General features: G+C 51.9%; 20 protein-coding genes. 14 read left to right on the forward strand and 6 right to left on the reverse strand.

Annotation, left to right across the window (positions count from 1 at the left end):
- Positions 1-5: 5 nt before the first annotated feature.
- Positions 6-3,053: a formate dehydrogenase-N subunit alpha gene (gene fdnG, locus FDX09_RS12330; RefSeq protein WP_121529057.1), complete on the reverse strand. Its 3,048-nt coding sequence runs from the start codon at positions 3,051-3,053 to the stop codon at positions 6-8.
- A 286-nt stretch (positions 3,054-3,339) separates the two neighbouring features.
- On the opposite strand from fdnG, the gene yddG reads away from it, so the two are divergent.
- The 3 genes from yddG (at position 3,340) to FDX09_RS12345 (ending at position 6,284) form a co-directional block, all read left to right on the forward strand.
- Positions 3,340-4,221 carry an aromatic amino acid efflux DMT transporter YddG gene (gene yddG, locus FDX09_RS12335; protein ID WP_085048194.1) on the forward strand — a complete coding sequence of 294 codons (882 nt, stop codon included), beginning with the start codon at positions 3,340-3,342 and terminating at the stop codon, positions 4,219-4,221.
- Positions 4,222-4,680: 459 nt separating this feature from the next.
- Entirely contained in the window at positions 4,681-5,760 is a 1,080-nt protein-coding gene (ompD, locus tag FDX09_RS12340) for a porin OmpD (RefSeq protein WP_038640648.1), read from the forward strand.
- 143 nt (positions 5,761-5,903) lie between these two features.
- Positions 5,904-6,284 (forward strand): GFA family protein, encoded by a 381-nt coding sequence (locus tag FDX09_RS12345; RefSeq protein ID WP_087856632.1) that lies wholly within the window; start codon positions 5,904-5,906, stop codon positions 6,282-6,284.
- Here the strand turns inward: FDX09_RS12345 and FDX09_RS12350 are convergent, their stop codons facing one another.
- Positions 6,285-7,772: an MFS transporter gene (locus FDX09_RS12350; protein ID WP_087856599.1), complete on the reverse strand. Its 1,488-nt coding sequence runs from the start codon at positions 7,770-7,772 to the stop codon at positions 6,285-6,287.
- A 117-nt stretch (positions 7,773-7,889) separates the two neighbouring features.
- On the opposite strand from FDX09_RS12350, the gene FDX09_RS12355 reads away from it, so the two are divergent.
- From FDX09_RS12355 to FDX09_RS12385, 7 genes are all read left to right on the forward strand, one after another.
- Positions 7,890-8,468 carry a TetR family transcriptional regulator gene (locus FDX09_RS12355; protein ID WP_085048192.1) on the forward strand — a complete coding sequence of 193 codons (579 nt, stop codon included), beginning with the start codon at positions 7,890-7,892 and terminating at the stop codon, positions 8,466-8,468.
- Positions 8,469-8,679: 211 nt separating this feature from the next.
- A complete protein-coding gene (locus FDX09_RS12360) occupies positions 8,680-10,065 on the forward strand; it encodes a NarK family nitrate/nitrite MFS transporter (RefSeq protein ID WP_087856598.1) in 1,386 nt (461 codons plus the stop codon).
- An 86-nt stretch (positions 10,066-10,151) separates the two neighbouring features.
- Positions 10,152-13,892 carry a nitrate reductase subunit alpha gene (locus tag FDX09_RS12365; RefSeq protein WP_137347286.1) on the forward strand — a complete coding sequence of 1,247 codons (3,741 nt, stop codon included), beginning with the start codon at positions 10,152-10,154 and terminating at the stop codon, positions 13,890-13,892.
- Entirely contained in the window at positions 13,889-15,433 is a 1,545-nt protein-coding gene (narH, locus tag FDX09_RS12370; RefSeq protein ID WP_038640659.1) for a nitrate reductase subunit beta, read from the forward strand. Before FDX09_RS12365 ends, narH begins: the two co-directional genes overlap by 4 nt.
- Positions 15,433-16,128: a nitrate reductase molybdenum cofactor assembly chaperone gene (gene narW / locus FDX09_RS12375; protein ID WP_137347287.1), complete on the forward strand. Its 696-nt coding sequence runs from the start codon at positions 15,433-15,435 to the stop codon at positions 16,126-16,128. The genes narH and narW overlap by 1 nt, the downstream gene beginning before the upstream one ends.
- Entirely contained in the window at positions 16,125-16,805 is a 681-nt protein-coding gene (narI, locus tag FDX09_RS12380) for a respiratory nitrate reductase subunit gamma (protein ID WP_069324912.1), read from the forward strand. The genes narW and narI overlap by 4 nt, the downstream gene beginning before the upstream one ends.
- A gap of 97 nt (positions 16,806-16,902) precedes the next feature.
- Complete coding sequence (locus FDX09_RS12385) at positions 16,903-17,796, forward strand: PhzF family isomerase (protein ID WP_137347288.1); 894 nt, start codon at positions 16,903-16,905, stop codon at positions 17,794-17,796.
- Positions 17,797-17,855: 59 nt separating this feature from the next.
- On the opposite strand, the gene nhoA is transcribed toward FDX09_RS12385, so the two are convergent.
- Positions 17,856-18,701 (reverse strand): N-hydroxyarylamine O-acetyltransferase, encoded by an 846-nt coding sequence (gene nhoA, locus FDX09_RS12390; RefSeq protein WP_038640665.1) that lies wholly within the window; start codon positions 18,699-18,701, stop codon positions 17,856-17,858.
- Between the two features lie 157 nt (positions 18,702-18,858).
- On the opposite strand from nhoA, the gene FDX09_RS12395 reads away from it, so the two are divergent.
- A complete protein-coding gene (locus tag FDX09_RS12395; RefSeq protein ID WP_137347289.1) occupies positions 18,859-19,431 on the forward strand; it encodes a flavin reductase family protein in 573 nt (190 codons plus the stop codon).
- 213 nt (positions 19,432-19,644) lie between these two features.
- Positions 19,645-21,621, forward strand: coding sequence for an alkyl sulfatase dimerization domain-containing protein (locus tag FDX09_RS12400; RefSeq protein WP_137347290.1), 1,977 nt, complete (start codon positions 19,645-19,647; stop codon positions 21,619-21,621).
- 38 nt (positions 21,622-21,659) lie between these two features.
- On the opposite strand, the gene pptA is transcribed toward FDX09_RS12400, so the two are convergent.
- Together pptA and FDX09_RS12410 are read right to left on the reverse strand one after the other, a co-directional pair.
- The gene (gene pptA, locus FDX09_RS12405; RefSeq protein ID WP_069324916.1) at positions 21,660-21,887 is read right to left on the reverse strand and encodes a tautomerase PptA; all 228 of its coding nucleotides are present in this window, start codon (positions 21,885-21,887) and stop codon (positions 21,660-21,662) included.
- A 39-nt stretch (positions 21,888-21,926) separates the two neighbouring features.
- Positions 21,927-22,544, reverse strand: a complete 618-nt coding sequence (locus tag FDX09_RS12410; RefSeq protein WP_038640673.1) for a glutathione S-transferase family protein — start codon at positions 22,542-22,544, stop codon at positions 21,927-21,929.
- Positions 22,545-22,655: 111 nt separating this feature from the next.
- Here FDX09_RS12410 and FDX09_RS12415 point away from each other — a divergent pair, with 111 nt between their 5' ends.
- Both FDX09_RS12415 and FDX09_RS12420 read left to right on the forward strand, forming a co-directional pair.
- Positions 22,656-23,585, forward strand: a complete 930-nt coding sequence (locus FDX09_RS12415; protein WP_069324918.1) for a LysR family transcriptional regulator — start codon at positions 22,656-22,658, stop codon at positions 23,583-23,585.
- 89 nt (positions 23,586-23,674) lie between these two features.
- Positions 23,675-24,664 carry a zinc-dependent alcohol dehydrogenase family protein gene (locus tag FDX09_RS12420; RefSeq protein ID WP_069324919.1) on the forward strand — a complete coding sequence of 330 codons (990 nt, stop codon included), beginning with the start codon at positions 23,675-23,677 and terminating at the stop codon, positions 24,662-24,664.
- 202 nt (positions 24,665-24,866) lie between these two features.
- Here the strand turns inward: FDX09_RS12420 and FDX09_RS12425 are convergent, their stop codons facing one another.
- Complete coding sequence (locus FDX09_RS12425) at positions 24,867-25,262, reverse strand: hypothetical protein (RefSeq protein WP_249359999.1); 396 nt, start codon at positions 25,260-25,262, stop codon at positions 24,867-24,869.

A 25,262-nucleotide genomic window follows, 5' to 3' on the forward strand; every position in this document is an offset into this window, starting at 1 on the left:
CCCCCTTACGCCTTCTCGATGTTTACTAAAAACGCTTTGTATTCCGGCGTTTGCGAGTTTGCATCACCGACATTCGGCGTCAGGGTGTTGGCGATATAGCCTTTACGCGCGACTCCTTCAAAGCCCCAGTGGATCGGGATCCCAACCGTTTCGACCTGCTGACCATTGACGTTCAGGGTACGCAGACGACGCGTAACCACCGCAACTGCGCGAATAAATCCACGCTTGCTGCTGACTTTCACGCGATCGCCGTTATTGATACCTTTCGCTGCCGCCAGCGTTTCGCTGATTTCCACAAACTGTTCTGGTTGAGCAATTGCATTCAGCAATGCGTGCTTGGTCCAGGTATGGAAGTGTTCGGTCAGACGATAAGTCGTCCCAACGTACGGGAAGTCCTGTTTGGTTCCCATGCGTAGCTTATCCGCCTCGTACAGACGGGCTGCCGGGTTGGAGATTACGTTCGGGTGCAGCGGGTTGGTACCCAGCGGCGTTTCCATTGGCTCGTAGTGTTCCGGGAACGGCCCTTCCGCCATCTTATCAATGGCGAACAGACGACCCAGACCTTCCGGCTGCATGATAAACGGATTGGTGCCGCTGCCAGGCGCCGCGGTGTTGAAGTCCGGGATGTCGTTCCCCGTCCACTTCGTACCGTTCCACTGGATCAGCATGCGTTTTGGATCCCACGGTTTACCCTGCGGATCCGCCGACGCGCGGTTATACAGAACGCGACGGTTCAGTGGCCATGCCCATGCCCAACCCAGCGTATTACCCAGCCCTGACGGGTCGGCGTTATCGCGGTTGGCCATCTGGTTGCCCTGCTCGGTCCAGCTACCGGTATAAATCCAGCAGGAAGATGAGGTAGTGCCATCATCACGCAGCAGCGCAAAGCTATTGAGCAACTGGCCTTTCTTCGCAATCAGCACACCGTTGGCATCATAGAGATCTTCCAGCGCATAGCCGTTGTTCTCTTTCGCCACTTCCTCTGAATGCGGTTCGTCCGGCTGCTTATAGTTCCAGCTCATTTTCAGCACGGGTTCAACTGCTTTACCGCCTTCAGTGCGGTACATGTCGCGCAGACGGTGGTAAATGCCGGCCAGAATTTCGCCATCGTTACGGGCTTCGCCCGGCGCGTCCTGACCTTTCCAGTGCCACTGCAACCAGCGACCGGAGTTGGCAATTGAACCGTCCTCTTCCGCAAAGCAGGTTGACGGCAAACGGAAGACTTCGGTCTGGATAGATGCCGGATCAACGTCGTTTGATTCGCCGTGGTTTTGCCAGAACGTTGAAGTTTCTGTCACCAGCGGATCGATAACGACCAGATACTTCAGTTTGCTCAGGGACTGCACCACTTTGTTTTTGTCCGGGAAGGACGCAACCGGGTTAAAGCCCTGACAGATGTAGCCGGTGACTTTTCCGCTATCCATCATATTGAAGTATTTGATCACGTCGTAGGACTGATCCCACTTCGGCAGCCACTCAAAGCCCCAGTCATTCTCTTTCTGCGCCGCATTGCCGTAGAAAGATTTCATCAGGCTAACGAAAAACTTCGGATAGTTGCCCCAGTAGTTAACCTGATCGGCCAACGTCGCTTTTGGCGTGTTCGCGGCCAGATAGGTTTGCAGATCTGTCTGTTTTTCTGACGGTAGCGTCAGGTAGCCCGGCAGACTGGTAGAGAGCAGACCTAAGTCGGTTAACCCCTGAATGTTGGAGTGACCGCGCAAGGCGTTGACACCACCACCGGCCATCCCCATATTGCCGAGCAGCAACTGGATCATCGCCATGGTGCGGATGTTTTGCGCCCCGACGGTATGCTGCGTCCAGCCCAGCGCATACAGGAAGGTGGTGGTACGATCGGCCGCGCTGGTGGAGGCCAGCACTTCGCAGACTTTCAGGAAGTCTTCTTTCGGCGTACCACAGATATTTTCCACCACATCTGGCGTGTAACGGGATACATGCTGTTTCAGCAGGTTCCACACGCAGCGCGGATGACTTAATGTTTCATCGCGTTTGGCGTAGCCGTTTTCATCGAACTGATAGTTCCAGGACGATTTATCATACTGACGTTTTTTCGCGTCATATCCGCTGAACAGACCCTCTTCGAAAGCAAAATCATCCCGCACCAGCAGGCTGGCGTTGGTGTAATGCTTAACGTATTCAGCGTTGATTTTGTTATTTTCAATCAGGTACAGCAAAACGCCGGACAGGAACGTAATGTCCGTGCCGGAACGAATCGGTGCGTAAATATCCGCCACCGAGGCTGTACGTGTAAAACGTGGGTCAACAACAATCAGCGTGGCGTCATTGTTGTTTTTAGCTTCCATCGCCCAGCGGAATCCCACCGGATGTGCTTCAGCGGCGTTACCGCCCATCACCATCACGACGTTAGCATTTTTAATATCAACCCAGTGGTTGGTCATCGCACCGCGACCAAATGTTGGAGCAAGACTTGCTACCGTTGGTCCGTGTCAGACGCGCGCCTGGTTGTCTACTGCCAGCATGCCGAGTGAGCGCACAAATTTTTGCGTCAGCATGCCGGTTTCATTACTTGCTGCAGATGCGCACAGCATCCCGGTTGAAAGCCAGCGGTTAACCGTTACGCCCTGCTCATTTTTCTCAATAAAGTTGGCGTCACGGTCAGTTTTCATCAGCTTCGCGATGCGGGAGAAAGCTTCATCCCAGCTGATACGCTGCCATTTGTCGGAACCAGGAGCGCGATATTCCGGGTAACGCAGACGGTTTTCACTGTGTACGTAATCCAGTAATCCTGCGCCCTTAGGACATAATGCCCCCCGGCTCACCGGATGATCCGGATCCCCTTCAATATGGTAAATCGACTCTTTGGCGTTTTTTGCTCCATCACCCAGGCTATACATTAATAGCCCGCAACCTACGGAACAGTATGTGCAGGTGTTTCGGATCTCTTTGGCGCGTAATAACTTATAGTTTCGCGCCTGAGCCAGTGCCATTTTGGGTGCAAAACCCAGAGCGGCTACTGTTGTTCCCGCCATACCGCCCGCGCAGATTTTAAAAAATTGTCTGCGGCTGACGTCCATTGCTTTCCTCTTTTTTGCAGGGATTCGTACAAGAAATCTCTCAAAGTGCGTAATCGAGGCAGCCTGAAAGATGACATGTACAACTTCGCGACGAAACTATCAGCTATATCCATATTTTTTTTGCGTCAAATCAAAAACGAAACGGTTCCGCTACTAAATAGTGCACTTTGTTTAACCCTTGTACCCATAAGGAGGTATGCAAAAGGTAATTAATTAGCGTGCTACGGTGTAAAAGTGCTATAAATTTCAGCTTATTTTTTGCCAGTGGTATGGACAGAGAAACAGAATGACAAAACAAAAAGCAACGTTAATTGGTCTGATTGCCATCGTACTCTGGAGCACGATGGTTGGGCTTATTCGGGGAGTGAGTGAGGGACTGGGACCTGCTGGCGGCGCAGCGATGATTTTTTCATTAAGCGGCCTGTTGCTCATATTTACTGTCGGATTTCCAAATATCAGAAAAATTCCTGTTCGCTATTTAATCGCCGGTAGCGTGCTTTTTGTTAGCTATGAAATTTGTTTAGCACTGGCCCTTGGTTATGCCGCTACCCGTCATCAGGCTATTGAAGTCGGGATGGTAAATTATCTCTGGCCAAGCCTGACGATATTGTTCGCCATATTATTTAATGGTCAAAAATCAACCTGGCTGGTCATTCCTGGATTAATTATCGCATTGACCGGTGTTTGTTGGGTATTAGGTGGTGAAAATGGCCTCAATCCTGGCGAAATTATCAGCAATGTTGCCAGTAGTCCGCTCAGTTATTTTCTCGCCTTTCTGGGGGCTTTTATCTGGGCCACATATTGCACAGTGACCAATAAATTTGCAAAAGGCTTTAACGGCATCACGGTGTTCGTCTTACTGACAGCCGCAAGTCTGTGGGTTTACTATTTTGTCACCCCTCAGCCGGAAATGGTTTTCAGCACTCCGGTGACGATTAAAATGTTCACTGCAGCATTAACGTTAGGATTTGCCTATGCTGCGTGGAATATTGGTATTTTGCACGGTAATGTCACCATTATGGCGGTGGGTTCTTATTTTACCCCCGTACTGTCCTCCGCGCTTGCCGCCGTGCTACTCAGCGCCCCGCTATCACTTTCTTTCTGGCAAGGCGCGCTGATGGTTTGCGCTGGCTCGCTACTTTGCTGGTTGGCAACGCGCCGCGCCTGAAAAAAAACGGGTTTTATCACAAATAAATAAAATCCGGCTATACTTTAGCCAGGCTGATGGATAATTATTGCGCATTGCACTTGTGTTTTTTGTTTATATTTGTTTAATTAAATGTTAAATGTATGATTATTAGTTAACGCGTGAAAGTATTTCATGTTTATCTATAACCCTCCGCATGTATATATTATACAAGCGAAACTAACGCCATTTAAACCATAGCTGCCATAATAGTCCCCTGCGTAAATATATCTCATCAGATTTGTCACATATTAAGATTAATACAATCAGCTGTATTATGTAGATCTGGATCACACAACTTCAAATATTTCGCAATATTATGAAACTTATTATTGAACTTATACCACTGCGTCATTTAAAAATGGTTTGCCATTGACGAACCCCTTCGTTTAGCAATGGTTTAGGAAACACACCAAGAAAAAATTATAAGGATTATTTAGAATGAAACTTAAATTAGTTGCAGTGGCAGTGACTAGCCTGTTGGCGGCAGGTGCAGTAAACGCGGCTGAGGTATATAACAAAGACGCAAACAAACTGGATATCTACGGTAAAGTTCACGCTCAGCATTATTTCTCTGATGACACCAGCAGCGATGGCGACAAAACCTACGCACGTCTGGGCTTCAAAGGCGAAACTCAGATCAATGACCAACTGGTTGGTTTTGGTCAGTGGGAATATGAATTCAAAGGCAACCGTTCTGAAGATCAGGGTTCCGAAGCAGACAAAACCCGTCTGGCATTTGCTGGCCTGAAATTCGCTGAATACGGTTCTTTCGACTACGGTCGTAACTACGGCGTAGCTTACGACATCGGCGCATGGACCGACGTTCTGCCAGAGTTCGGTGGCGATACCTGGACCCAGACTGACGTATTCATGACTCAGCGTGCTACCGGCGTTGCAACCTACCGTAACACCGATTTCTTCGGTCTGGTTGAAGGTCTGAACTTTGCTGCTCAGTATCAGGGCAAAAACGATCGTAACAATGAAGTAGAAGCAAACGGCGACGGTTTCGGTCTGTCTACTACTTATGAGTACGAAGGTTTTGGCGTTGGTGCGACCTACGCGAAATCTGACCGTACCGACCGTCAGGTTCGTAACGGTAACAACGGTCTGTACGCATCCGGTCAGAATGCGGAAGTATGGGCTGCTGGTCTGAAATATGATGCGAATAACATCTACCTGGCGACCACCTACTCCGAAACCCGCAACATGACTACGTTCGGTAAAATCGACGGTATTGCTAACAAAGCTCAGAACTTTGAAGCTGTTGCTCAGTACCAGTTCGACTTCGGCCTGCGTCCGTCCGTTGCTTACCTGAAATCCAAAGGTAAAGATCTGGGTTATTTCGGCGACCAGGATCTGGTTGAATACGTAGACCTGGGTGCTACCTACTACTTCAACAAAAACATGTCTACCTTCGTTGATTACAAAATCAACCTGCTGGATGACAACAACTTCACCCGCTATGCAGGTGTAAGCACTGACAACATCGTGGCTGTTGGTCTGAACTACCAGTTCTAATTTTGTTGTAGTCTGAATACAAAGCCAGTCCTTTCGGGGCTGGCTTTTTCTCTTGATGTAGTCTCGGTCATAAGGAGTATGCCGTGCAGACGTTCACTGGTCGTTGTCTTTGCGGACAGAGTCATTTTACCGTTGACGTCGAAATGCTGGATGTCTATGCCTGCCACTGTACGTTGTGTCAGAAATGGTCGGGTGGCATCGCTATGTATCTGGAGGCCAGCGCTCATCCGCAGATGTCGCCGGATTCAGCCCAACCCTCACACTTTCCTTCTTCAAATCGTGGTGAACGTTTCTTCTGTTCCGGCTGTGGGTGCCCGCTGTGGTTTACCCTGACGGGTAGCGAACGCTATTTTGTGCCGTGGACGCTACTGGAACTTAACGAGGTAGATCGCCGCCGCCTGGTGTTAGCAGCAGAGATCTATACGGAAACTCAACCTGCATTCTGGAGACTGACGGGGCAATACGCTCGCTTGAGTGGAAAAGAAGTCGAAGAGATGGATTACCCCTGTCATTTAGCCCACTAGTTATTGACGCTGTAGCTTTGCCAGACTGAACCACATCCCTATCGCTAATACGATAAGCATACTGCCAGCGCTGCTTAAGGCCACGCTATGTGACCAGGTAAAGGCTTCTCTGGCAGCCGCCAGCAATGCCTCACTCAGCGACGACGGGAGCGAATGCGCAAGTTGCACCGCTTCGCCCATTGATGATGAGGCGCGCTCTATCTCCTGCGGATTAAGTCCGGCAGGTGGCAGAATCGAGGCAGAAAAGCTACGGCTCAACAGTAAGCCAAAGATAGCGATGCCAAGCCCGGCGCCAAGTTCATAAGCCATCGTCTCAATGGCGCCAGCCGCTGCCGCTTTTTCTGCCGGGGCTGCTGCCATGATTGCCGCAGTTGAGGCCAAAAGCGCACTTGCCGCGCTGAATCCGAGCAAGGCCATCAATATCCACGCTTGTATTTGCTGCGTACTGAAATCCGTCATCGCCAGACCGTAAAAACTGACGGCGCTGAGCGCCATGCCCGCCGTTGCCACACAACGTAATCCCAGACGTGACACCAACATGCCGGCAATGGGGCCGCTGAAACCACTTGCCAGCATCACCGGCAGCATAAACAGACCGGCCTGATACGGCGTCAAACCGTGCACAAACTGGAGCTCCTGAGCCATCAGCAGTTCGAAACCAACCAGCGTAATCATCGCGGTCATCGCCATTACTACGCCGCTTAAGATAATGCGATGCGTAAACAGCCGCATATCAATCATTGGCCGCGAAGCTGCAAGCTGGATACGGACAAACTGCCCCAACAGCAATGCTCCGGTTAACAATGTCAGCACGATGGCAGTGGTCGCCATATGACCTTTCAGGGCGGTTTTGGCGCTATAGACCAGCAGCAGAATAGCGACAATCAGCATTATCGCATGACCAAAATTTAACGATTGATCGCGACGTCCAGCCTGGCGCGGCACGAAACGAGCCGTCAATGCCATTACCACCACAACAATAGGCACATTGATTAAGAACACGGATCCCCAATAGAAGTGCTCCAGCAGTATGCCGCCTACTAATGGCCCAAACGCCGCGCCGCCAGAACCGACAGCGGCCCAGACGCCGAGCGCCATATTGCGATGACGCTGTTCGGCAAAGGTGGCGCGAATACCCGCGAGCGTAGCCGGAACAATCATCGCCGCCCCGATCGCTAATACCGCCCGCGTGGCAATCAGCCAACTGGCGCTGTGGGCAAACGCAGCGGCCAGCGATGCCAGGCCAAATAACCCCCCGCCCAACAGCAGCAGACGTTTAAAACCGATGCGATCGCCCAATGCCCCCATTGGCAACACCATGCCAGCCATGACCAGCGAATAAATATCAATAATCCACAGCAGCTCGTTACCACTGGCACCCAGCGTCATACTCAGCGTGGGCGCGGCAACGTGCAGCACCGTTGCATCAATCGCAACAGGGATGTAGACCAGTACAATAATGACTAACGTTAACCACTGACGAAACATAAAACTCCCTAACGAAACCGAAACTGGACACATGTCCAGCTTTAGCGATCCTACGGAAAATTGAACGTATGTCCAACTTTTTGTTAGACTGCGTGCTATTGAGATACAGGAGGAATGATGAGCTATCTGAACCGGGATGAACGTCGGGAAGTGATTCTGCAAGCGGCGATGCGCGTTGCACTGGAAGAAGGGTTTACTGCCATGACCGTACGACGTATAGCGGCGGAAGCCCATGTGGCGACGGGTCAGGTGCATCATCACTTTTCCTCTGCCGGTGAACTCAAGTCACAGGCTTTTGTGCGCCTGATCCGTACCCTGCTTGATGCTGAACTGGTCAGCGAAAACGCCAGTTTTCGGGAACGGCTGCATGCCATGCTGGGCAGCGAAGATGGCGGGTTCGAACCCCATATCAGGCTGTGGCGTGAAGCACAGGTGCTGGCAGATAAAGATCCTGAGATCAAAAGCGCCTATCTGCTGACCATGCGGATGTGGCATGAGGAAACGGCTAACATCATCACTCAGGGACAGAAAGCCGGTGAGTTTTTATCCACCCCAGATGCCGCCGATGTCGCATGGCGTTTAATCGCAGTGGTCTGCGGCCTGGATGGTATGTATGTGTTGGGCATAGAGGAAATGGCCGATCCCGCTTTCGAGCACCACCTGGATCGTATGATTACGCTTGAGTTATTTAGTTGATGTTATAGATGAACAAACAATACATCATTTAAGTTTACAATTAGTAACACTTAACCAACCTGTAATTCTCCTCTTATCCCGCGTTATTGCGCTTTTTTATCTATTCTTTCAGTCAATATTCCCAAAACCTTTCAATAGTTTCTAAAAAGAAGCCGCGCGGCCTGTATGCTTTTATTTCTTTTTCATGAACGGCATGTGCATGGAGAATAATATGTCATCATCAAATGAGAAAAATAATCGTTATCTTTTGACTGACTGGAAACCAGAAAACCCTGCCTTTTGGGAAAACAAAGGCAAGCACATTGCCCGTAGAAATCTTTTGATATCAGTAAGTTGCCTTTTGCTTGCCTTCTGCGTCTGGATGCTGTTTAGCGCCGTAGCCGTCAATCTGAATAAAATTGGTTTTAATTTCACCACCGATCAACTGTTTTTATTAACGGCATTACCCTCCCTTTCTGGTGCAATATTGCGCGTTCCCTACTCCTTTATGGTACCTATATTTGGCGGTCGCCGTTGGACCATTTTTAGCACGATTATTCTGGTTATTCCCTGCGTCTGGCTGGGATTTGCCGTGCAAAATACCGCTACTCCGTTTGGAGTATTTATTATTATTGCGCTGATGTGCGGTTTTGCTGGCGCTAACTTTGCCTCCAGCATGGGCAATATTAGTTTTTTCTTCCCCAAAGCAAAGCAAGGCAGCGCGCTGGGCGTTAACGGCGGTCTTGGCAACCTCGGCGTCAGCGTGATGCAGTTGATCGCGCCGCTGGTGATTTTTCTGCCCATATTTACCTTTTTGGGCGTCCAGGGCGTACCGCAAGCAGATGGCTCGTTATTGTCGCTGGCCAATGCCGCATGGATTTGGGTTCCACTTCTGCTAATAGCCACCCTGGCGGCAGGTATGGGAATGAATGATATTGCCAGTTCGAAGGCTTCTATTGCTTCCCAGTTACCGGTCCTCAAGCGTTTTCACTTGTGGCTGTTAAGCCTGCTGTATCTTGCAACTTTCGGGTCATTTATCGGCTTTTCGGCGGGCTTTGCCATGCTGGCGAAAACGCAATTTCCTGACGTGGATATTCTGCAACTGGCGTTCTTCGGCCCCTTCATCGGCGCGCTGGCGCGATCGGCTGGCGGCGTCATCTCTGACAAGTTCGGCGGTGTACGCGTCACGTTAATTAACTTCATCTTTATGGCACTGTTCAGCGCCCTGCTGTTTCTTACTCTGCCGGGGTCCGGCGAAGGAAACTTTGTCGCCTTCTATCTGGTGTTTATGGGGCTGTTCCTGACCGCGGGTCTGGGAAGCGGGTCGACCTTCCAGATGATTGCGGTGATCTTTCGCAAAATCACGATTTACCGGGTGAAACTGCGCGGTGGTACAGAGGAACAGGCCCAGCGTGAAGCGGTAACCGACACCGCCGCCGCGCTTGGATTCATCTCAGCCATTGGCGCTGTGGGCGGCTTCTTCATCCCCAAAGCGTTTGGTTCATCCCTGGCGCTAACCGGCTCTCCGGTGGGGGCTATGAAAATATTTTTGGTGTTTTACATCGTCTGTGTGCTGGTGACCTGGCTGGTCTATGGCCGTAAATCACAAAAAAAATAACGAAATGGATACCGCTGGATCGGACATTCAGGCAGGCCTGGTGTGCGATTCATCGTCGGCAATATTATCGAAGCAGGAGTTATGTCATGAGTAAACTGTTAGATCGCTTTCGCTACTTTAAACAAAAGGGCGATACGTTTGCCGAGGGGCATGGGCAAGTGATGCACACCAATCGGGACTGGGAAGACAGTTATCGTCAGCGCTGGCAGTTCGATAAAATTGTGCGCTCTACCCACGGCGTGAACTGTACCGGCTCATGTAGCTGGAAAATCTACGTCAAAAACGGACTGGTGACCTGGGAAACGCAGCAAACTGACTACCCGCGCACCCGCCCTGACCTGCCAAATCATGAACCCCGCGGCTGTCCGCGCGGCGCCAGCTACTCCTGGTATCTTTACAGCGCCAACCGCCTGAAATATCCGTTAGTGCGTAAACGTTTGATCGAACTGTGGCGCGACGCCCTGACCCGCCAGTCCGACCCGGTGCTGGCCTGGGAATCGATTATGAACGACCCGCAAAAATGCCAGAGCTACAAGCAGGTACGCGGTCGCGGTGGTTTTATCCGTTCTAGCTGGAAAGAACTTAATCAGTTGATTGCCGCCGCCAACGTCTGGACGGTAAAGACCTACGGCCCGGATCGCGTGGCCGGATTTTCACCTATTCCGGCAATGTCGATGGTCTCCTATGCCGCAGGCACGCGTTATCTTTCCCTTCTTGGCGGCACCTGCCTGAGCTTTTATGACTGGTATTGCGACTTACCGCCTGCGTCGCCAATGACCTGGGGCGAACAGACCGACGTTCCTGAATCCGCCGACTGGTATAACTCCAGTTATATTATTGCCTGGGGTTCTAACGTCCCACAGACCCGTACGCCTGACGCGCACTTTTTTACCGAAGTGCGCTACAAAGGCACTAAAACCATTGCCATTACGCCAGACTACTCGGAAGTCGCCAAACTGTGCGACCAGTGGCTGGCACCAAAACAAGGCACCGACAGCGCGCTGGCGATGGCCATGGGCCACGTCATCCTGAAAGAGTTCCACCTCGACAGGCCCAGCGACTACTTCCTCAATTACTGCCGCCGCTATACCGATATGCCAATGCTGGTTCTGCTGGAGGCACGCGAAGACGGCAGCTACGTGCCTGGACGTATGATGCGCGCTTCAGACCTTGTTGACGGTCTGGGCGAAAGCAACAATCCGGAGTGGAAAACCGTGGCCTTTAACAGCGACGGTGAGCTGGTCGTGCCGAACGGCTCCATCGGCTTTCGCTGGGGTGAGACGGGAAAATGGAACCTCGAGTCGTTGGCCGCAGGGGCAGAAACAGAACTTTCCCTCTCGTTGCTGGGTCAGCATGATGACGTGGCTGGGGTAGCATTCCCCTACTTTGGCGGCAACGAAAACCCGCATTTTCGCAGCGTCAAACAAGAACCTGTGCTGGTACGGCAACTTCCGGTAAAACGCCTCAGCCTCGCCGATGGCCGCAGTTGTCCGGTAGTGAGCGTTTATGATCTGGTACTGGCGAATTACGGTCTCGATCGTGGTCTGGATGACGTTCATAGCGCGCAAGATTACAGCGAAGTGAAAGCCTACACCCCGGCCTGGGGCGAGCAAATTACCGGTGTGCCACGCCGTCATATCGAACAAATCGCCAGGGAGTTTGCCGATACGGCACACAAAACTCATGGCCGGTCGATGATCATCCTCGGGGCTGGCGTTAATCACTGGTATCACATGGACATGAACTACCGTGGCATGATTAACATGCTGGTGTTCTGTGGCTGCGTGGGGCAAAGCGGCGGTGGCTGGGCGCACTATGTGGGTCAGGAGAAACTGCGTCCGCAAACCGGCTGGTTACCGCTGGCGTTTGCGCTGGACTGGAACCGCCCGCCGCGTCAGATGAACAGCACTTCGTTTTTCTACAACCACTCCAGCCAGTGGCGTTATGAAAAACTTACCGCGCAGGAGCTCCTCTCTCCGCTGGCCGACGCGTCGAAATTTAGCGGGCATTTAATCGACTTTAACGTACGCGCCGAAAGAATGGGCTGGCTGCCGTCCGCCCCGCAGCTTAACCTCAACCCATTGACCGTGAAAGCGAAGGCTGAACAGGCTGGCTTGTCTCCTGTGGAATACACCGCACAAGCGCTGAAATCGGGTGATATCCGTTTTGCCTGCGAGCAGCCGGACAGCGGCCACAACCATCCGCGCAACCTCTTTGTCTGGCGCTCTAACCTGCTCGGCTCCTCCGGTAAAGGGCATGAATACATGCTCAAATATTTGCTGGGTACCGAAAGCGGGATCCAGGGAGAAGCGCTCGGTTCAAGCGAGGGCATTAAACCTGAAGAGGTGGAATGGCAGGCTGCGGCGATTGAAGGCAAGCTTGATCTGCTGGTCACGCTCGATTTCCGTATGTCCAGTACCTGTCTGTTCTCCGATATCGTTCTGCCGACCGCCACCTGGTACGAAAAAGATGATATGAACACCTCGGATATGCATCCGTTTATTCACCCGCTGTCGGCGGCGGTCGATCCGGCGTGGGAATCGAAGAGCGACTGGGAAATCTATAAAGGCATCGCCAAAGTGTTCTCGGAAGTCTGTGTCGGGCACCTTGGGCAAGAAACCGATGTCGTCCTGCAACCACTGCAACACGACTCACCAGCAGAACTGGCGCAGCCGTTTGACATCCTCGACTGGCGTAAAGGCGAATGCGATCTTGTTCCAGGAAAAACTGCGCCTAATATCGCCGTCGTGGAGCGTGACTACCCTGCCACCTACGAACGTTTTACCTCGCTCGGCCCGCTAATGGACAAACTTGGAAACGGTGGCAAAGGTATCTCCTGGAATACCCAGACCGAGGTCGATTTCCTCGGCCAGCTGAACTACACCAAACGCGAAGGTCCGGCGAAAGGTCGCCCGCTGATCGACACCGCACTGGATGCGTCGGAGGTGATCCTCGCCCTGGCGCCGGAAACCAACGGTCAGGTGGCGGTCAAAGCCTGGGAAGCGCTGGGCGCCATGACCGGACGCGACCATACGCATCTGGCGTTGAACAAAGAAGATGAGAAGATCCGTTTTCGCGATATTCAGGCGCAGCCGCGCAAAATTATCTCCAGCCCGACCTGGTCCGGTCTTGAAAGCGAACATGTCTCCTATAACGCAGGCTATACCAACGTCCACGAGCTGATCCCATGGCGCACCCTGTCCGGTCGCCAGCAGTTGTATCAGGATCACGCGTGGATGCGTGCATTTGGTGAAAGCCTGGTGGCCTACCGTCCGCCTATCGACACCCGCAGCGTTAGCGAAATGCGCGACGTTCCGCCTAACGGTTTCCCGGAAAAAGCGCTCAATTTCCTGACGCCGCATCAGAAATGGGGGATCCACTCCACCTACAGCGAAAACCTGCTGATGCTGACGCTGTCGCGCGGCGGCCCCATCGTCTGGATCAGCGAGACCGATGCCAAAGAGTTGGGTATTGAAGATAACGACTGGATCGAAGCCTTTAACGCCAATGGCGCGCTTACCGCCCGTGCGGTAGTGAGTCAGCGCGTGCCACCGGGAATGACCATGATGTATCACGCTCAGGAACGAATCATGAACATTCCCGGCTCAGAAGTCACCGGGATGCGTGGCGGGATCCATAACTCGGTCACCCGCGTCTGCCCGAAACCGACGCATATGATCGGTGGCTATGCGCAGTTGGCGTACAGCTTTAACTATTACGGTACGGTCGGCTCTAACCGCGATGAGTTCATCATGATTAGAAAAATGAAAAATATTAACTGGCTGGATGATGAAGGTCGCGATCAGGTACAGGAGGCGAAAAAATGAAAATACGCTCACAGGTAGGCATGGTTCTTAATCTTGACAAGTGTATCGGCTGCCACACCTGCTCCGTCACCTGTAAAAACGTCTGGACCGGGCGCGAAGGGATGGAATATGCATGGTTTAACAACGTCGAGACCAAACCAGGCATTGGTTATCCGAAAAACTGGGAAGATCAGGAAGAGTGGCAAGGCGGCTGGGTTCGCGATGTCAACGGCAAGATAAGACCGCGTCTGGGCGGCAAGATGGGGGTGATTACCAAAATATTCGCCAACCCGGTGATCCCGCAAATCGATGATTACTATGAACCGTTTACCTACGATTATCAGCATCTGCATAGCGCACCGGAAGGCAAAAACCAGCCCACTGCGCGTCCACGTTCTTTGATCGACGGTAAACGGATGGACAAGATTATCTGGGGCCCCAACTGGGAAGAGCTGCTCGGCGGCGAGTTCTCAAAACGCGCCCGTGACCGAAACTTCGAGAAAATGCAGAAGGAGATGTACGGTCAGTTCGAAAACACCTTCATGATGTATTTACCGCGACTCTGTGAACACTGTCTGAACCCAAGCTGTGTCGCCACCTGCCCGAGTGGTGCCATCTATAAGCGTGAGGAAGACGGCATTGTGCTGATCGACCAGGACAAATGCCGCGGTTGGCGTTTGTGTATCAGCGGTTGTCCATACAAGAAAATCTATTTTAACTGGAAGAGCGGTAAGTCAGAGAAGTGCATTTTCTGTTACCCGCGTATTGAGTCCGGCCAGCCGACGGTATGTTCGGAAACCTGCGTTGGGCGTATCCGTTATCTCGGTGTATTGCTGTACGACGCCGACCGCATCGAGGAAGCGGCCAGTACCGAGCATGAGACCGACCTGTATGAGCGTCAGTGCGATGTGTTCCTCAATCCGCACGATCCGGCGGTCATCGAAGAGGCGTTAAAACAAGGCATTCCACAGAATGTTATCGACGCAGCCCAACGTTCGCCGGTCTACAAAATGGCAATGGACTGGAAGCTGGCGCTGCCGTTACATCCTGAGTATCGCACCCTGCCGATGGTCTGGTATGTGCCGCCGTTGTCACCGATTCAGTCGGTCGCTGATGCCGGTGGCCTGCCGCACAATGGCAATATTTTACCGGCGGTGGAATCACTGCGTATCCCGGTACAGTACCTTGCCAATATGCTAAGCGCTGGCGATACCGCCCCGGTACTACGCGCGCTCAAACGCATGATGGCTATGCGCCACTATATGCGCTCACAAACCGTCGAAGGCGTGACGGATACCCGCGCCATTGAGGAAGTCGGTCTGACCGTTGAGCAGGTGGAGGAGATGTATCGTTATCTGGCTATCGCCAACTATGAAGACCGCTTCGTGATCCCGACCAGCCACCGTGAAATGGCGCGCGACGCTTTCCCGGAGAAAAACGGTTGTGGTTTCACCTTTGGCGACGGCTGTCACGGTTCGGATACCAAGTTCAACCTGTTTAACAGCAGCCGTATTGATGCCATCGACATTACCGAAGTGCGCGATAAAGCGGAGGGTGAATAATGCAAATCCTCAAGGTTATCGGACTGCTGATGGAATATCCGGACGAACTGCTGTGGGAGTGTAAAGACGACGCGCTGGCGCTCGTGTCCAGCGATGCCCCAATGCTTATCGAATTTAGCCAGGCACTGCTCAATGCGCCATTACTGGATAAGCAAGCCGAATGGTGCGAGGTGTTTGATCGGGGGCGCGCCACCTCACTGCTGTTGTTCGAACATGTCCATGCCGAGTCGCGTGATCGCGGCCAGGCGATGGTTGATCTGCTGGCGCAGTACGAAAAGGTCGGGCTCCAGCTTAACTGCCGCGAACTGCCGGATCATCTACCGTTGTATCTGGAGTATTTAAGCGTGCTGCCGGAGGCCCAGGCCAAAGAAGGTTTACAGAATGTCGCCCCCATTCTGGCACTGCTTGGCGGTCGCTTAAAACAGCGCGATACGCCATGGTATCAGTTGTTTGACGCCCTGCTGCTACTTGCAGGAAGTTCCCTTTCAAGTGACAGTGTCACCAGACAGGTTGGCGCAGAAACACGTGACGATACCCGTCAGGCCCTGGATGCGGTCTGGGAAGAGGAACAGGTGAAGTTTATCGAAGATAACGCCACCGCTTGTGACAGTTCACCGTTACAAAACTATCAACGACGCTTTAGCCAGGACGTGGCGCCGCAGTATGTCGACGTCAGCGCGGGAGGTCCGAAATGATACAGTATCTGAACGTCTTCTTTTACGATATCTACCCGTATTTGTGCGGCACGGTGTTTATCCTCGGCAGTTGGTTGCGTTACGACTACGGGCAATACACCTGGCGCGCCTCTTCCAGTCAAATGCTGGACAAACGCGGTATGGTGTTATGGTCAAACTTGTTCCATATCGGCATTCTGGGGATTTTTTTCGGTCACCTGTTTGGCATGCTGACCCCGCACTGGATGTATGCCTGGTTCCTGCCGATTGCGGTGAAACAGCAAATGGCTATGATTCTTGGCGGTGTCTGCGGCGTGTTAACGCTGATTGGGGGCGCGGGGTTGCTGGTGCGGCGCCTGACTAATCCACGCATTCGCGCAACATCATCCACCGCTGATATTCTGATCCTGTGCATTCTGCTGGTTCAATGCATTCTCGGCTTAACCACTATTCCGTTCTCCGCACAACACCCTGACGGTAGTGAAATGCTGAAACTGGTCGGTTGGGCGCAGTCGGTGGTGACTTTCCAGGGGGGCGCATCTGCGCATCTGGATGGCGTGGCGCCGATATTCCGTGCCCATCTGGTGTTAGGCATGACGATATTCCTACTGTTTCCATTCACACGTCTTGTACACGTGTGGAGTGCGCCGTTTGAGTACTTCACCCGCCGCTATCAAATTGTGCGCTCGCGCCGCTAATTGACTCTGATGCCTGGTGGCCTAAGCGCCACCAGGTCTGCATCGCTATCCCGCTTTTTGTACGCTATGATGCTTCTCCATTCCAGGGAGAACGCTAATGAAACCACAGGTTTACCACGTCGATGCCTTTACCTCGGTCCCCTTTCGCGGCAATTCAGCGGGCGTGGTGCTGCATGCTGACGGACTGAGCGAAGAGCAGATGCAGCTCATTGCCCGCGAGCTGCGTCATTCGGAAACTGCATTCCTGCTGACCAGCAACGACAGCGATGTACACATCCGCTATTTCACGCCGACGGTCGAAGTTCCCATCTGTGGACATGCTACCGTCGCCGCGCACTACGTGCGGGCCAAGGTACTGGGTCTGAGCAACACGACCGTCTGGCAAACCTCGCTGGCCGGGCGCCATCGGGTGGATGTTGAAACTGTAGGGAATGACTATCGCATTAGCCTTGAGCAAGGAACACCTGGATTTGAACCTCCGCTGCAAGGCGCGGTTCGCGCTGCAATTATCCACGCCCTGCATCTGAGCGAAGACGATATGCTGCCAGGGCTGCCGATCCAGGTTGCCACCACCGGCCATTCGAAAGTGATGATTCCGCTAAAGCCTGAGGTAGATCTGGACGCCCTTGCCCCAGATTTGCAGGCTCTGGCGACCATCAGCCAACAAATTGGCTGTAACGGTTTCTTCCCTTTTCAAATCCGTAAGGGCGAAAACGCCACCGATGGACGCATGTTTTCACCCGCAATTGGTATTGTGGAAGATCCAGTCACCGGCAATGCCAACGGGCCGATGGGCGCGTGGCTGGTTCACCACCGACTGATGGCGCATGATGGCAAAACGTTACGTGTTCAGGGGCATCAGGGCCGTGCGCTGGGTCGTGACGGTATAGTTGATGTGACGGTCGCTATTCGTGATAACCAGCCGGAAAAAGTCACCATTACCGGTTCGGCGGTGATCCTGTTTCATGCCGAATGGGCGATAGATTTTTAATCTATTTCTATGGGCCGGATATGGCGATTACGCCGCATCCGGCACTATTCCCGATGGTGTTATTTCCCCGCTTCCGGGTGCGTATCAAACGCCGCCATTACCGTCGCCAATTCTTCTTCAGTAAATCCATGCTTCACATCATCCACGCCCAATCCAAACCGTGCCTGCAATAAGGCGTACAGGCTGGCGACGTCAGGCAGATTAATCTGCTCTACCGCATGGCCATCCTGATAATGGGTAAAATGAAAATTGGTTAACGTAAATTTACCGCCGTCTGGCAGATGACGGCACATCAGCAGATGGTGACGAAAATGCGACTGCGGCCAATGCGCCGACCAGAAGTTGCCCATCAGATAATCGCTCTGATGCTGCATAACCAGGTCAAAACGGTACATTGATTGCCAGTGTTCGTGATGAAGGAACTGCAAAATCCAGTCTTCACCTTCCTGAATCAGACGATACTCTCCGTGTGGTGTGTGCTGTGCAACATCTGCCTGCAGACGAATCGGCGCTGTCAGCGTTTGCCCACCGAATCCGACGTCAGCGATCCACTGCTCTCCCTGCAGCTCAACCAGCAGCAGACGATGCGTGCGTGGCGGTAGGCTTGACGGATTCGCCAGTACCACACGTCCAAGTAAACTGCGAACGGTAAAACCGATTTCGCGGAGCGCCCGCTCAAATAACCCATTTTGCTCAAAACAATAACCGCCGCGACGCGCCGTCACCAGTTTCTCTTCCAGCGATGCGTCGTCGAGTTGCATTTCGCGTGGCAGCAGCACATCGAGATTTTCAAAAGGAATGGCGCTGTTGTGCAGTAAATGCAGCGCTCGCAGGGTTTCAATGTTGACGTTGGCCGAACCTGACCAGCCAATACGGGCAAAATAAGCGTTTAAAAAAGGCGTCATAACAGCTTCCTGTTTGTGTAATGTTGTACTTATAACGCATTTTTAATTTTACGCCGTCGATTTTGTGCGTTGTTCTTCCTCACGAGGCGACAAAATCGCTAATACCGTTAATATCTAAGTTAATTGTGGTGTGTTATCTCTCAGCCAAGGAGCATCCATGAGCCATTTTCGTCCTCTCGAACTAAAACATGCCAGTCGACTGCTAAATCACGGCCCTACCATTTTAATCACCAGTCGGGACGATCATACAGAGCGGCGGAATGTGATGGCTGCTGCGTGGTCAATGCCCGTTGAGTTTGAACCACCGCGTATCGCAATTGTGGTTGATAAAACCGCCTGGTCGAGGGAACTGATTGAACGCAGCGGCATGTTTGGCATCGTTATTCCGGGGGGTGCTGCCGCCAACTGGACCTGGGCCGTTGGCAGCGTTTCCGGTCGCGTGGAAGATAAATTCAACTGCTACGGCATTCCTGTGGTGCAAGGACCGGTGTTGGGTTTACCGCTGATAGAAGCAAAATGCCTGGCCTGGATGGAATGCCGTCTACTGCCTGCAACGGCGGCGCAGGAAAAGTATGACACCCTGTTTGGGGAAGTGGTCTCGGCGGCCGCTGATGAGAGAGCCTTCGTGGAAGGACGATGGCAGTTTGATGATGACAAGCTCACTACCCTGCATCACCTTGGGGCCGGAACGTTTGTCTCCATTGGGAGACGCATTACCGCAGGTGAATAATTGTCTGCTAACGAATGGCGGCTCATGCTTTTCATCCCTCACCGTCTTCTTAAAACTTCTGAAAAACCAGTCGGATGAATCGCTGTCCTTCCTTGCTGAATCATTTGCGTGAATTATAGTTAAACTTGCTCTAACTCAAATATCTATTCCAAATCCAATCAGTCAAAGCAGCATCCCCCAACTGTACTTATAAAGTGTCAGAGAGGTTTTACGATGCAACTAAATAGAATCGCACAAAGTTTTATCCTTGCCGGGTTACTCACCTCTGCCTCTGCTCCCCTGATTGCCGCTGAAGCGCCAAAGGACGCAACCGCTTCCACGCAACAAGCGAACAATGCGCTTTTCAATCAACTGCCCTTCTCCGATAACACCGACTTTACCGATGCTCATAAAGGCTTCATCGCCCCAATTCCTCAGGATGTGATCAAAGGTGAGCAAGGAAATGTCATCTGGAATCCGCAACAATATGCGTTCATTAAAGAAGGCGATAAAGCCCCGGATACGGTAAATCCGAGCCTGTGGCGTCAGTCCCAGTTGATCAACATCAGCGGACTGTTTGAAGTGACGGAAGGCGTTTACCAGATCCGTAACCTCGATCTGTCCAACATGACGATCATTGAAGGTAAAGAAGGCGTCACCGTTGTTGACCCGCTGGTATCAGCAGAAACGGCCAAAGTCGGGATGGATCTTTACTTTAAAAACCGCGGTCAAAAACCCGTAGTCGCGGTGATTTATACGCACAGCCACGTTGACCATTACGGCGGCGTACGCGGCGTTGTTGATGAAGCAGACGTTAAAGCGGGCAAAGTGAAGATTTATGCACCTGCCGGCTTTATGGAAGCGGCGGTGGCTGAGAATATCATGGCCGGTAACGTCATGAGCCGTCGCGCGAGCTATATGTACGGCAATCTACTAAAACCTGATGCCAAAGGTCAGGTTGGTGCCGGACTGGGAACCACGACCTCCGCGGGAACCGTCACCCTGATTGCGCCAACCAATATAATTGAAAAAGATGGGCAAAAAGAGGTCATTGATGGCCTGACCTATGACTTCATGTTGGCCCCAGGCTCCGAAGCGCCGTCAGAAATGTTGTGGTATATCGAAGAGAAGAAACTGATTGAGTCTGCTGAAGACGTCACCCACACCCTGCACAACACCTACTCCCTGCGCGGGGCCAAAATTCGTGAGCCGTTGCCATGGTCCAAATACATTAACGAAGCGATTGTACGCTGGGGAGATAAAGCAGAAATCCTGATGGCGCAGCACCACTGGCCAACCTGGGGTAATGACAAAGTCGTGAACCTGCTGAAAAGCCAGCGAGATCTGTATCGTTACATCAACGACCAGACGCTTCGTATGGCTAACGAAGGTCTGACCCGCGATGAAATCGCCGCGAACTTTAAACTGCCGGACTCACTGGCGCATACCTGGGCTAATCGCGGTTACTATGGTTCCGTCAGTCATGATGTGAAAGCGACCTATGTGCTCTATCTCGGCTGGTTTGATGGCAACCCGGCAACGCTGGATGAACTGCCGCCGGAAGAAGCGGCGAAGAAATTCGTCGACTATATGGGCGGAGCGGACGCCATTCTGCAGAAAGCGAAAGCCGACTATGACCAGGGTAACTATCGCTGGGTGGCCCAGGTGGTGAGCAAAGTGGTGTTTGCCGATCCCAATAACCAGGCCGCGCGCAACCTGGAAGCTGATGCGCTGGAACAGCTAGGATACCAGGCTGAATCCGGCCCGTGGCGCAACTTCTACCTGACCGGCGCGCAAGAGCTGCGTAATGGTGTGGTTAAAGGCCCAACCCCGAACACTGCCAGCCCGGATACCGTACGCGCCATGACGCCGGAAATGTTCTTCGACTATCTGGCGGTACATATTAACGGGCAGAAAGCGGGTGATGCCAAATCGGTGTTTAACATCGACCTTGGCAGCGACGGTGGTAAATATAATCTTGAACTGGAAAATGGCGTACTAAACCATACCGCCAATGCCGAAGCAAAAGAGGCTGACGCCACGATCACATTGAATCGCGACACGCTCAATAAAATCATCCTCAAGGAAGTGACGCTGAAACAGGCGCAAGACAGCGGCGATGTGAAGATAACCGGCGACGGCGCTAAACTTGACGCTATGCTCGGCTATATGGATAAGTTCGAATTCTGGTTTAACATCGTTACACCGTAAACCTGTTGAAAACGGGCGGAAAATTCGCCCGTTTTATCTCACATGCTGTAGCCAGGTTTTTTAATTAACGTTGCCATCTGCGGCTTAATCTCCGCATCCCACACGCCCTGCCACGCCTCTGGCTCAACTTGATTCAGCGCCACGCTTACCGAGCTGTCTTTGCTTTGCAAATGACGAATAATGACGTCGGTAATATCCGCCGCCAGCGCGGATTTTTGCTCGTCGCTCAGATCGCGGGGAAAACATTTAATATCAACGTGCGGCATAGCAGGTTCCTTATTGTTTTGGTCAGAAAGTGTGTTTTCTCAAATAATCTTATTGTTTTTCAGCACGGAACGTAGCCGTGGGTGCTGGCAAACCGCATCAGCGATAGCGCTAATATTCGGCGTGTTGTCCTGGAACCAGTCATGTCCCGGCCCCCAGCTACGCATCACACAAATATAGACGTCCAGCAAGGTTAGCTGCTCTCCGAAAGCGTACGGCTCGGCGCTTAGCTGGTCATTCAACCACATATAGAGAGATTTTCGGTACTCAATACAATTTTTTTTCAACTGCGTCGGAGCATCCGGCACCCAGCGTTCAGGATAATCGGCATAGGTAAATGTGGGATAGACATTTGCTACCAGCCATATCAACAGACGCTGGAACTGCTGACGCTCGCTGCGCCCAACGGAGGGCGACAGCTCGGGACAACGATCGAGGATCATCAGGGCGATCGCCGCAGTTTCCGTCATGACTTCGCCATTTTCCAGTACCAGTGTGGGCACCTGGCATAGCGGATTCATTGTCTTAAGCAACTCCCGCGAAGGACCATCGCTGTCAAAACCGTCGACATTAATAAAACTGTAAGGGATCTCCGCCAGTGTGAGCATCACTTCACTGATGGCCGATCCCCAGCCCGGCACCCCATAGACCTTAATCATGCTGTAACCCTCAACGCTAAAACACTAAGTGTAGAGCAGCATTCAACAACCTATGCAGGCATGATTATTACTCTCATAATAACAATGATCGGATATCGGGAGAAATAAGCGATGCGTTCCAGTATGTTTGAATATATGACCATTTTTATACAGGTTGTTGAGCAAGGTGGATTTGCCAGAGCTGCAGACGTATTACACCTGCATCGCCCCGCAGTGACCAAAGCCATCCAGCATCTTGAAGACGAACTGGGGGCAAAGTTGCTTAACCGCACAACCCGTAAAGTGACGCTGACCGATGAAGGTGACGCTTTTTACCAACGCACAAAAATACTGCTCGGCGACGTTGATGACATCATGGCCTCTTTCTCGCCAACCCGCCCGCCACGCGGAAAACTCAGGGTTAATGCCCCTCTGTCGCTGGCGCATTCCGTGTTAGTTCCTGCGCTGAAAGATTTCCAGTCGCGATATCCTGACATCGAGATGGTACTCACCTCCACCGACCGTAAAATCGATATGCTTGCCGAAGGCATCGACTGCATGATCCGTATCGGCGAATTACAAGACTCTTCCCTAATATCCAGGCGACTTGGTGAAGTAAAGATGGTGACCTGCGCGTCACCGGATTATTTGCAACAACATGGCGTACCGCAGACGCCAGAGGATTTATCCCGACACCAGGCGCTTAACTTTTTTAGCGAGCGTCACCGGGAAGCGCTGGAGTGGTCCTTCATTAGCGGAGGTAAAACTTTATCGTTCACGCCCACCGGGCGGATAAGCGTTGATAACTCCGATATATTGCTGACCGGCTGTTTATCTGGACTCGGCATCATACGTGGTGTTCATGCCGTTCTGGCCCCCTACCTCCAGTCGGGTCAGCTCGTTGAGGTGCTGGCCGATTACGCCGGAGAATCAAAACCGGTTTCTGTGCTTTACCCCGACAGGCGTCACCTCACCCCTCGCGTACGGGTATTCATTGACTGGCTGTGCGAACTTTTTAGCCAACAAAAACCGCGGCTTCAGGGATTGTTACGAAATGAGTAATAGTGAAGTTCCGCAACTGCGGTTTTTCACTCTCATCTGAATCGTTAAATTGTGCGGACCCAATACAGAACAATTTACTGAGGTCTGCTATGTCTAAGGTCGTAGTTTTTAATCAAATTGGTGACGCTGACGTCTTGAAGATTCAGGACATGCAGGTTCCCGCGCCTGATGCAAATGAGGTTCAGATCCGCGTACGGGCAATTGGTATCAACCGTGCGGAGATTATGTACCGCACAGGTCAGTATATTTACCAACCTAATTTCCCGGCACGGTTGGGTTATGAAGCTGCCGGAGTCGTTGAATCCGTAGGAGACAACGTAGGTGAGTTTGCACCAGGGGATTACGTTAGCGTCATTCCGGCTTTCAGCTTTCATCAATATGGTATGTATGGAGAAGTCGTTAATGCCCCGGCGCACGCGGTCGTAAAACATCCGCAAAACCTTAGCTTTGCCGAAGCCGCCGCCAGTTGGATGATGTATGTGACCGCATTCGGTGCGCTGGTTGAATATGCGGATATTAAACCTGGAGATAATGTGCTGATCAATGCTGCTTCCAGTAGCGTCGGACTGGCGGCAATTCAGATTGCTAATATGCTCGGCGCAAAGCCTATTGCGATGACGCGAACCAGCGAGAAGCGAAGCCAGCTTTTGCAGCTTGGGGCAGCAGATGTTATCGCCAGTCATGAGCAAGATCTTGTCACTGAGATCTCACGCATTACTGATGGCAAAGGAACCCGTGTAGTCTTCGATCCGGTCGGTGGCCCGGGAGTGGCAAAAATTGCCCAGGTGATGCCGGCCGGTGGGATCTTTTTCCAATATGGCTCGCTTGATGCACGAGACCTTTCTATACCGGTCATTGAGATCCTCGGTCGCCATTTGACTTTCCGTGGTTATGAAATTTTTGAAATCACCTCGGACGCAGAAAAACTTTCGCGAGCGAAACGGTTTATCTTTGAAGGATTACAGTCCGGGCAGCTCAAGCCGCTGATTGATAAAACCTTCGCCTTTGATGATATCGTCGAGGCACATCAATACATGGAAGCCAACGGTCAGGTAGGCAAAATCGTCGTCACTGTATAACCCCTGTGCGGCACACCCTTGTGCCGCAATGTGTCTCAAAGCACTTTCGACAAAAACTGCTGGGTACGCGTGTGGCGTGGATGATTCAGCACCTAATATTGTACGTTAATGCTGTTTTTAACCATCAAGAAATGAGAAAACTTGTCTCTGAGCGGGTTCTCGTATCTTGATGGGCTATGCTGAGAGCGCCTCTCAAACGATCTTAAGAAGCTCCTTCTGAATCTTTGACCGTAATAGTATAGGTTTTATCGAACTCTCCTGATTTTGAAAGCATTCCGCCACCTAAGCCCCCATGTACTCGCACTTTAGCTATGCCTGCTTTTGTTGGTGTCCCTCTAATCTGGATACAATTATTGAATTCATTATCATCACAATACTGTAAGTGAAGCCCTAAATTATCTGGATGAATATCTCCAGCAATGACTTGTTTACCATAAAGATCATAAGAAAGAACTACTCCACCAAATATATTTATTTGGTTATAATAGGGAATGCCAACAGTTGCATCATTAAGCACCTCCCCTTCTGGAGTGAATTCTGCCTGCAACGAACAGGCAGACAGTAAAAATAAAGGCAGAACCAAAAAAATTTTTCCCAT

The organism is Citrobacter sp. wls717, from assembly GCF_005280955.1.
Lineage (GTDB): Bacteria > Pseudomonadota > Gammaproteobacteria > Enterobacterales > Enterobacteriaceae > Citrobacter > Citrobacter werkmanii.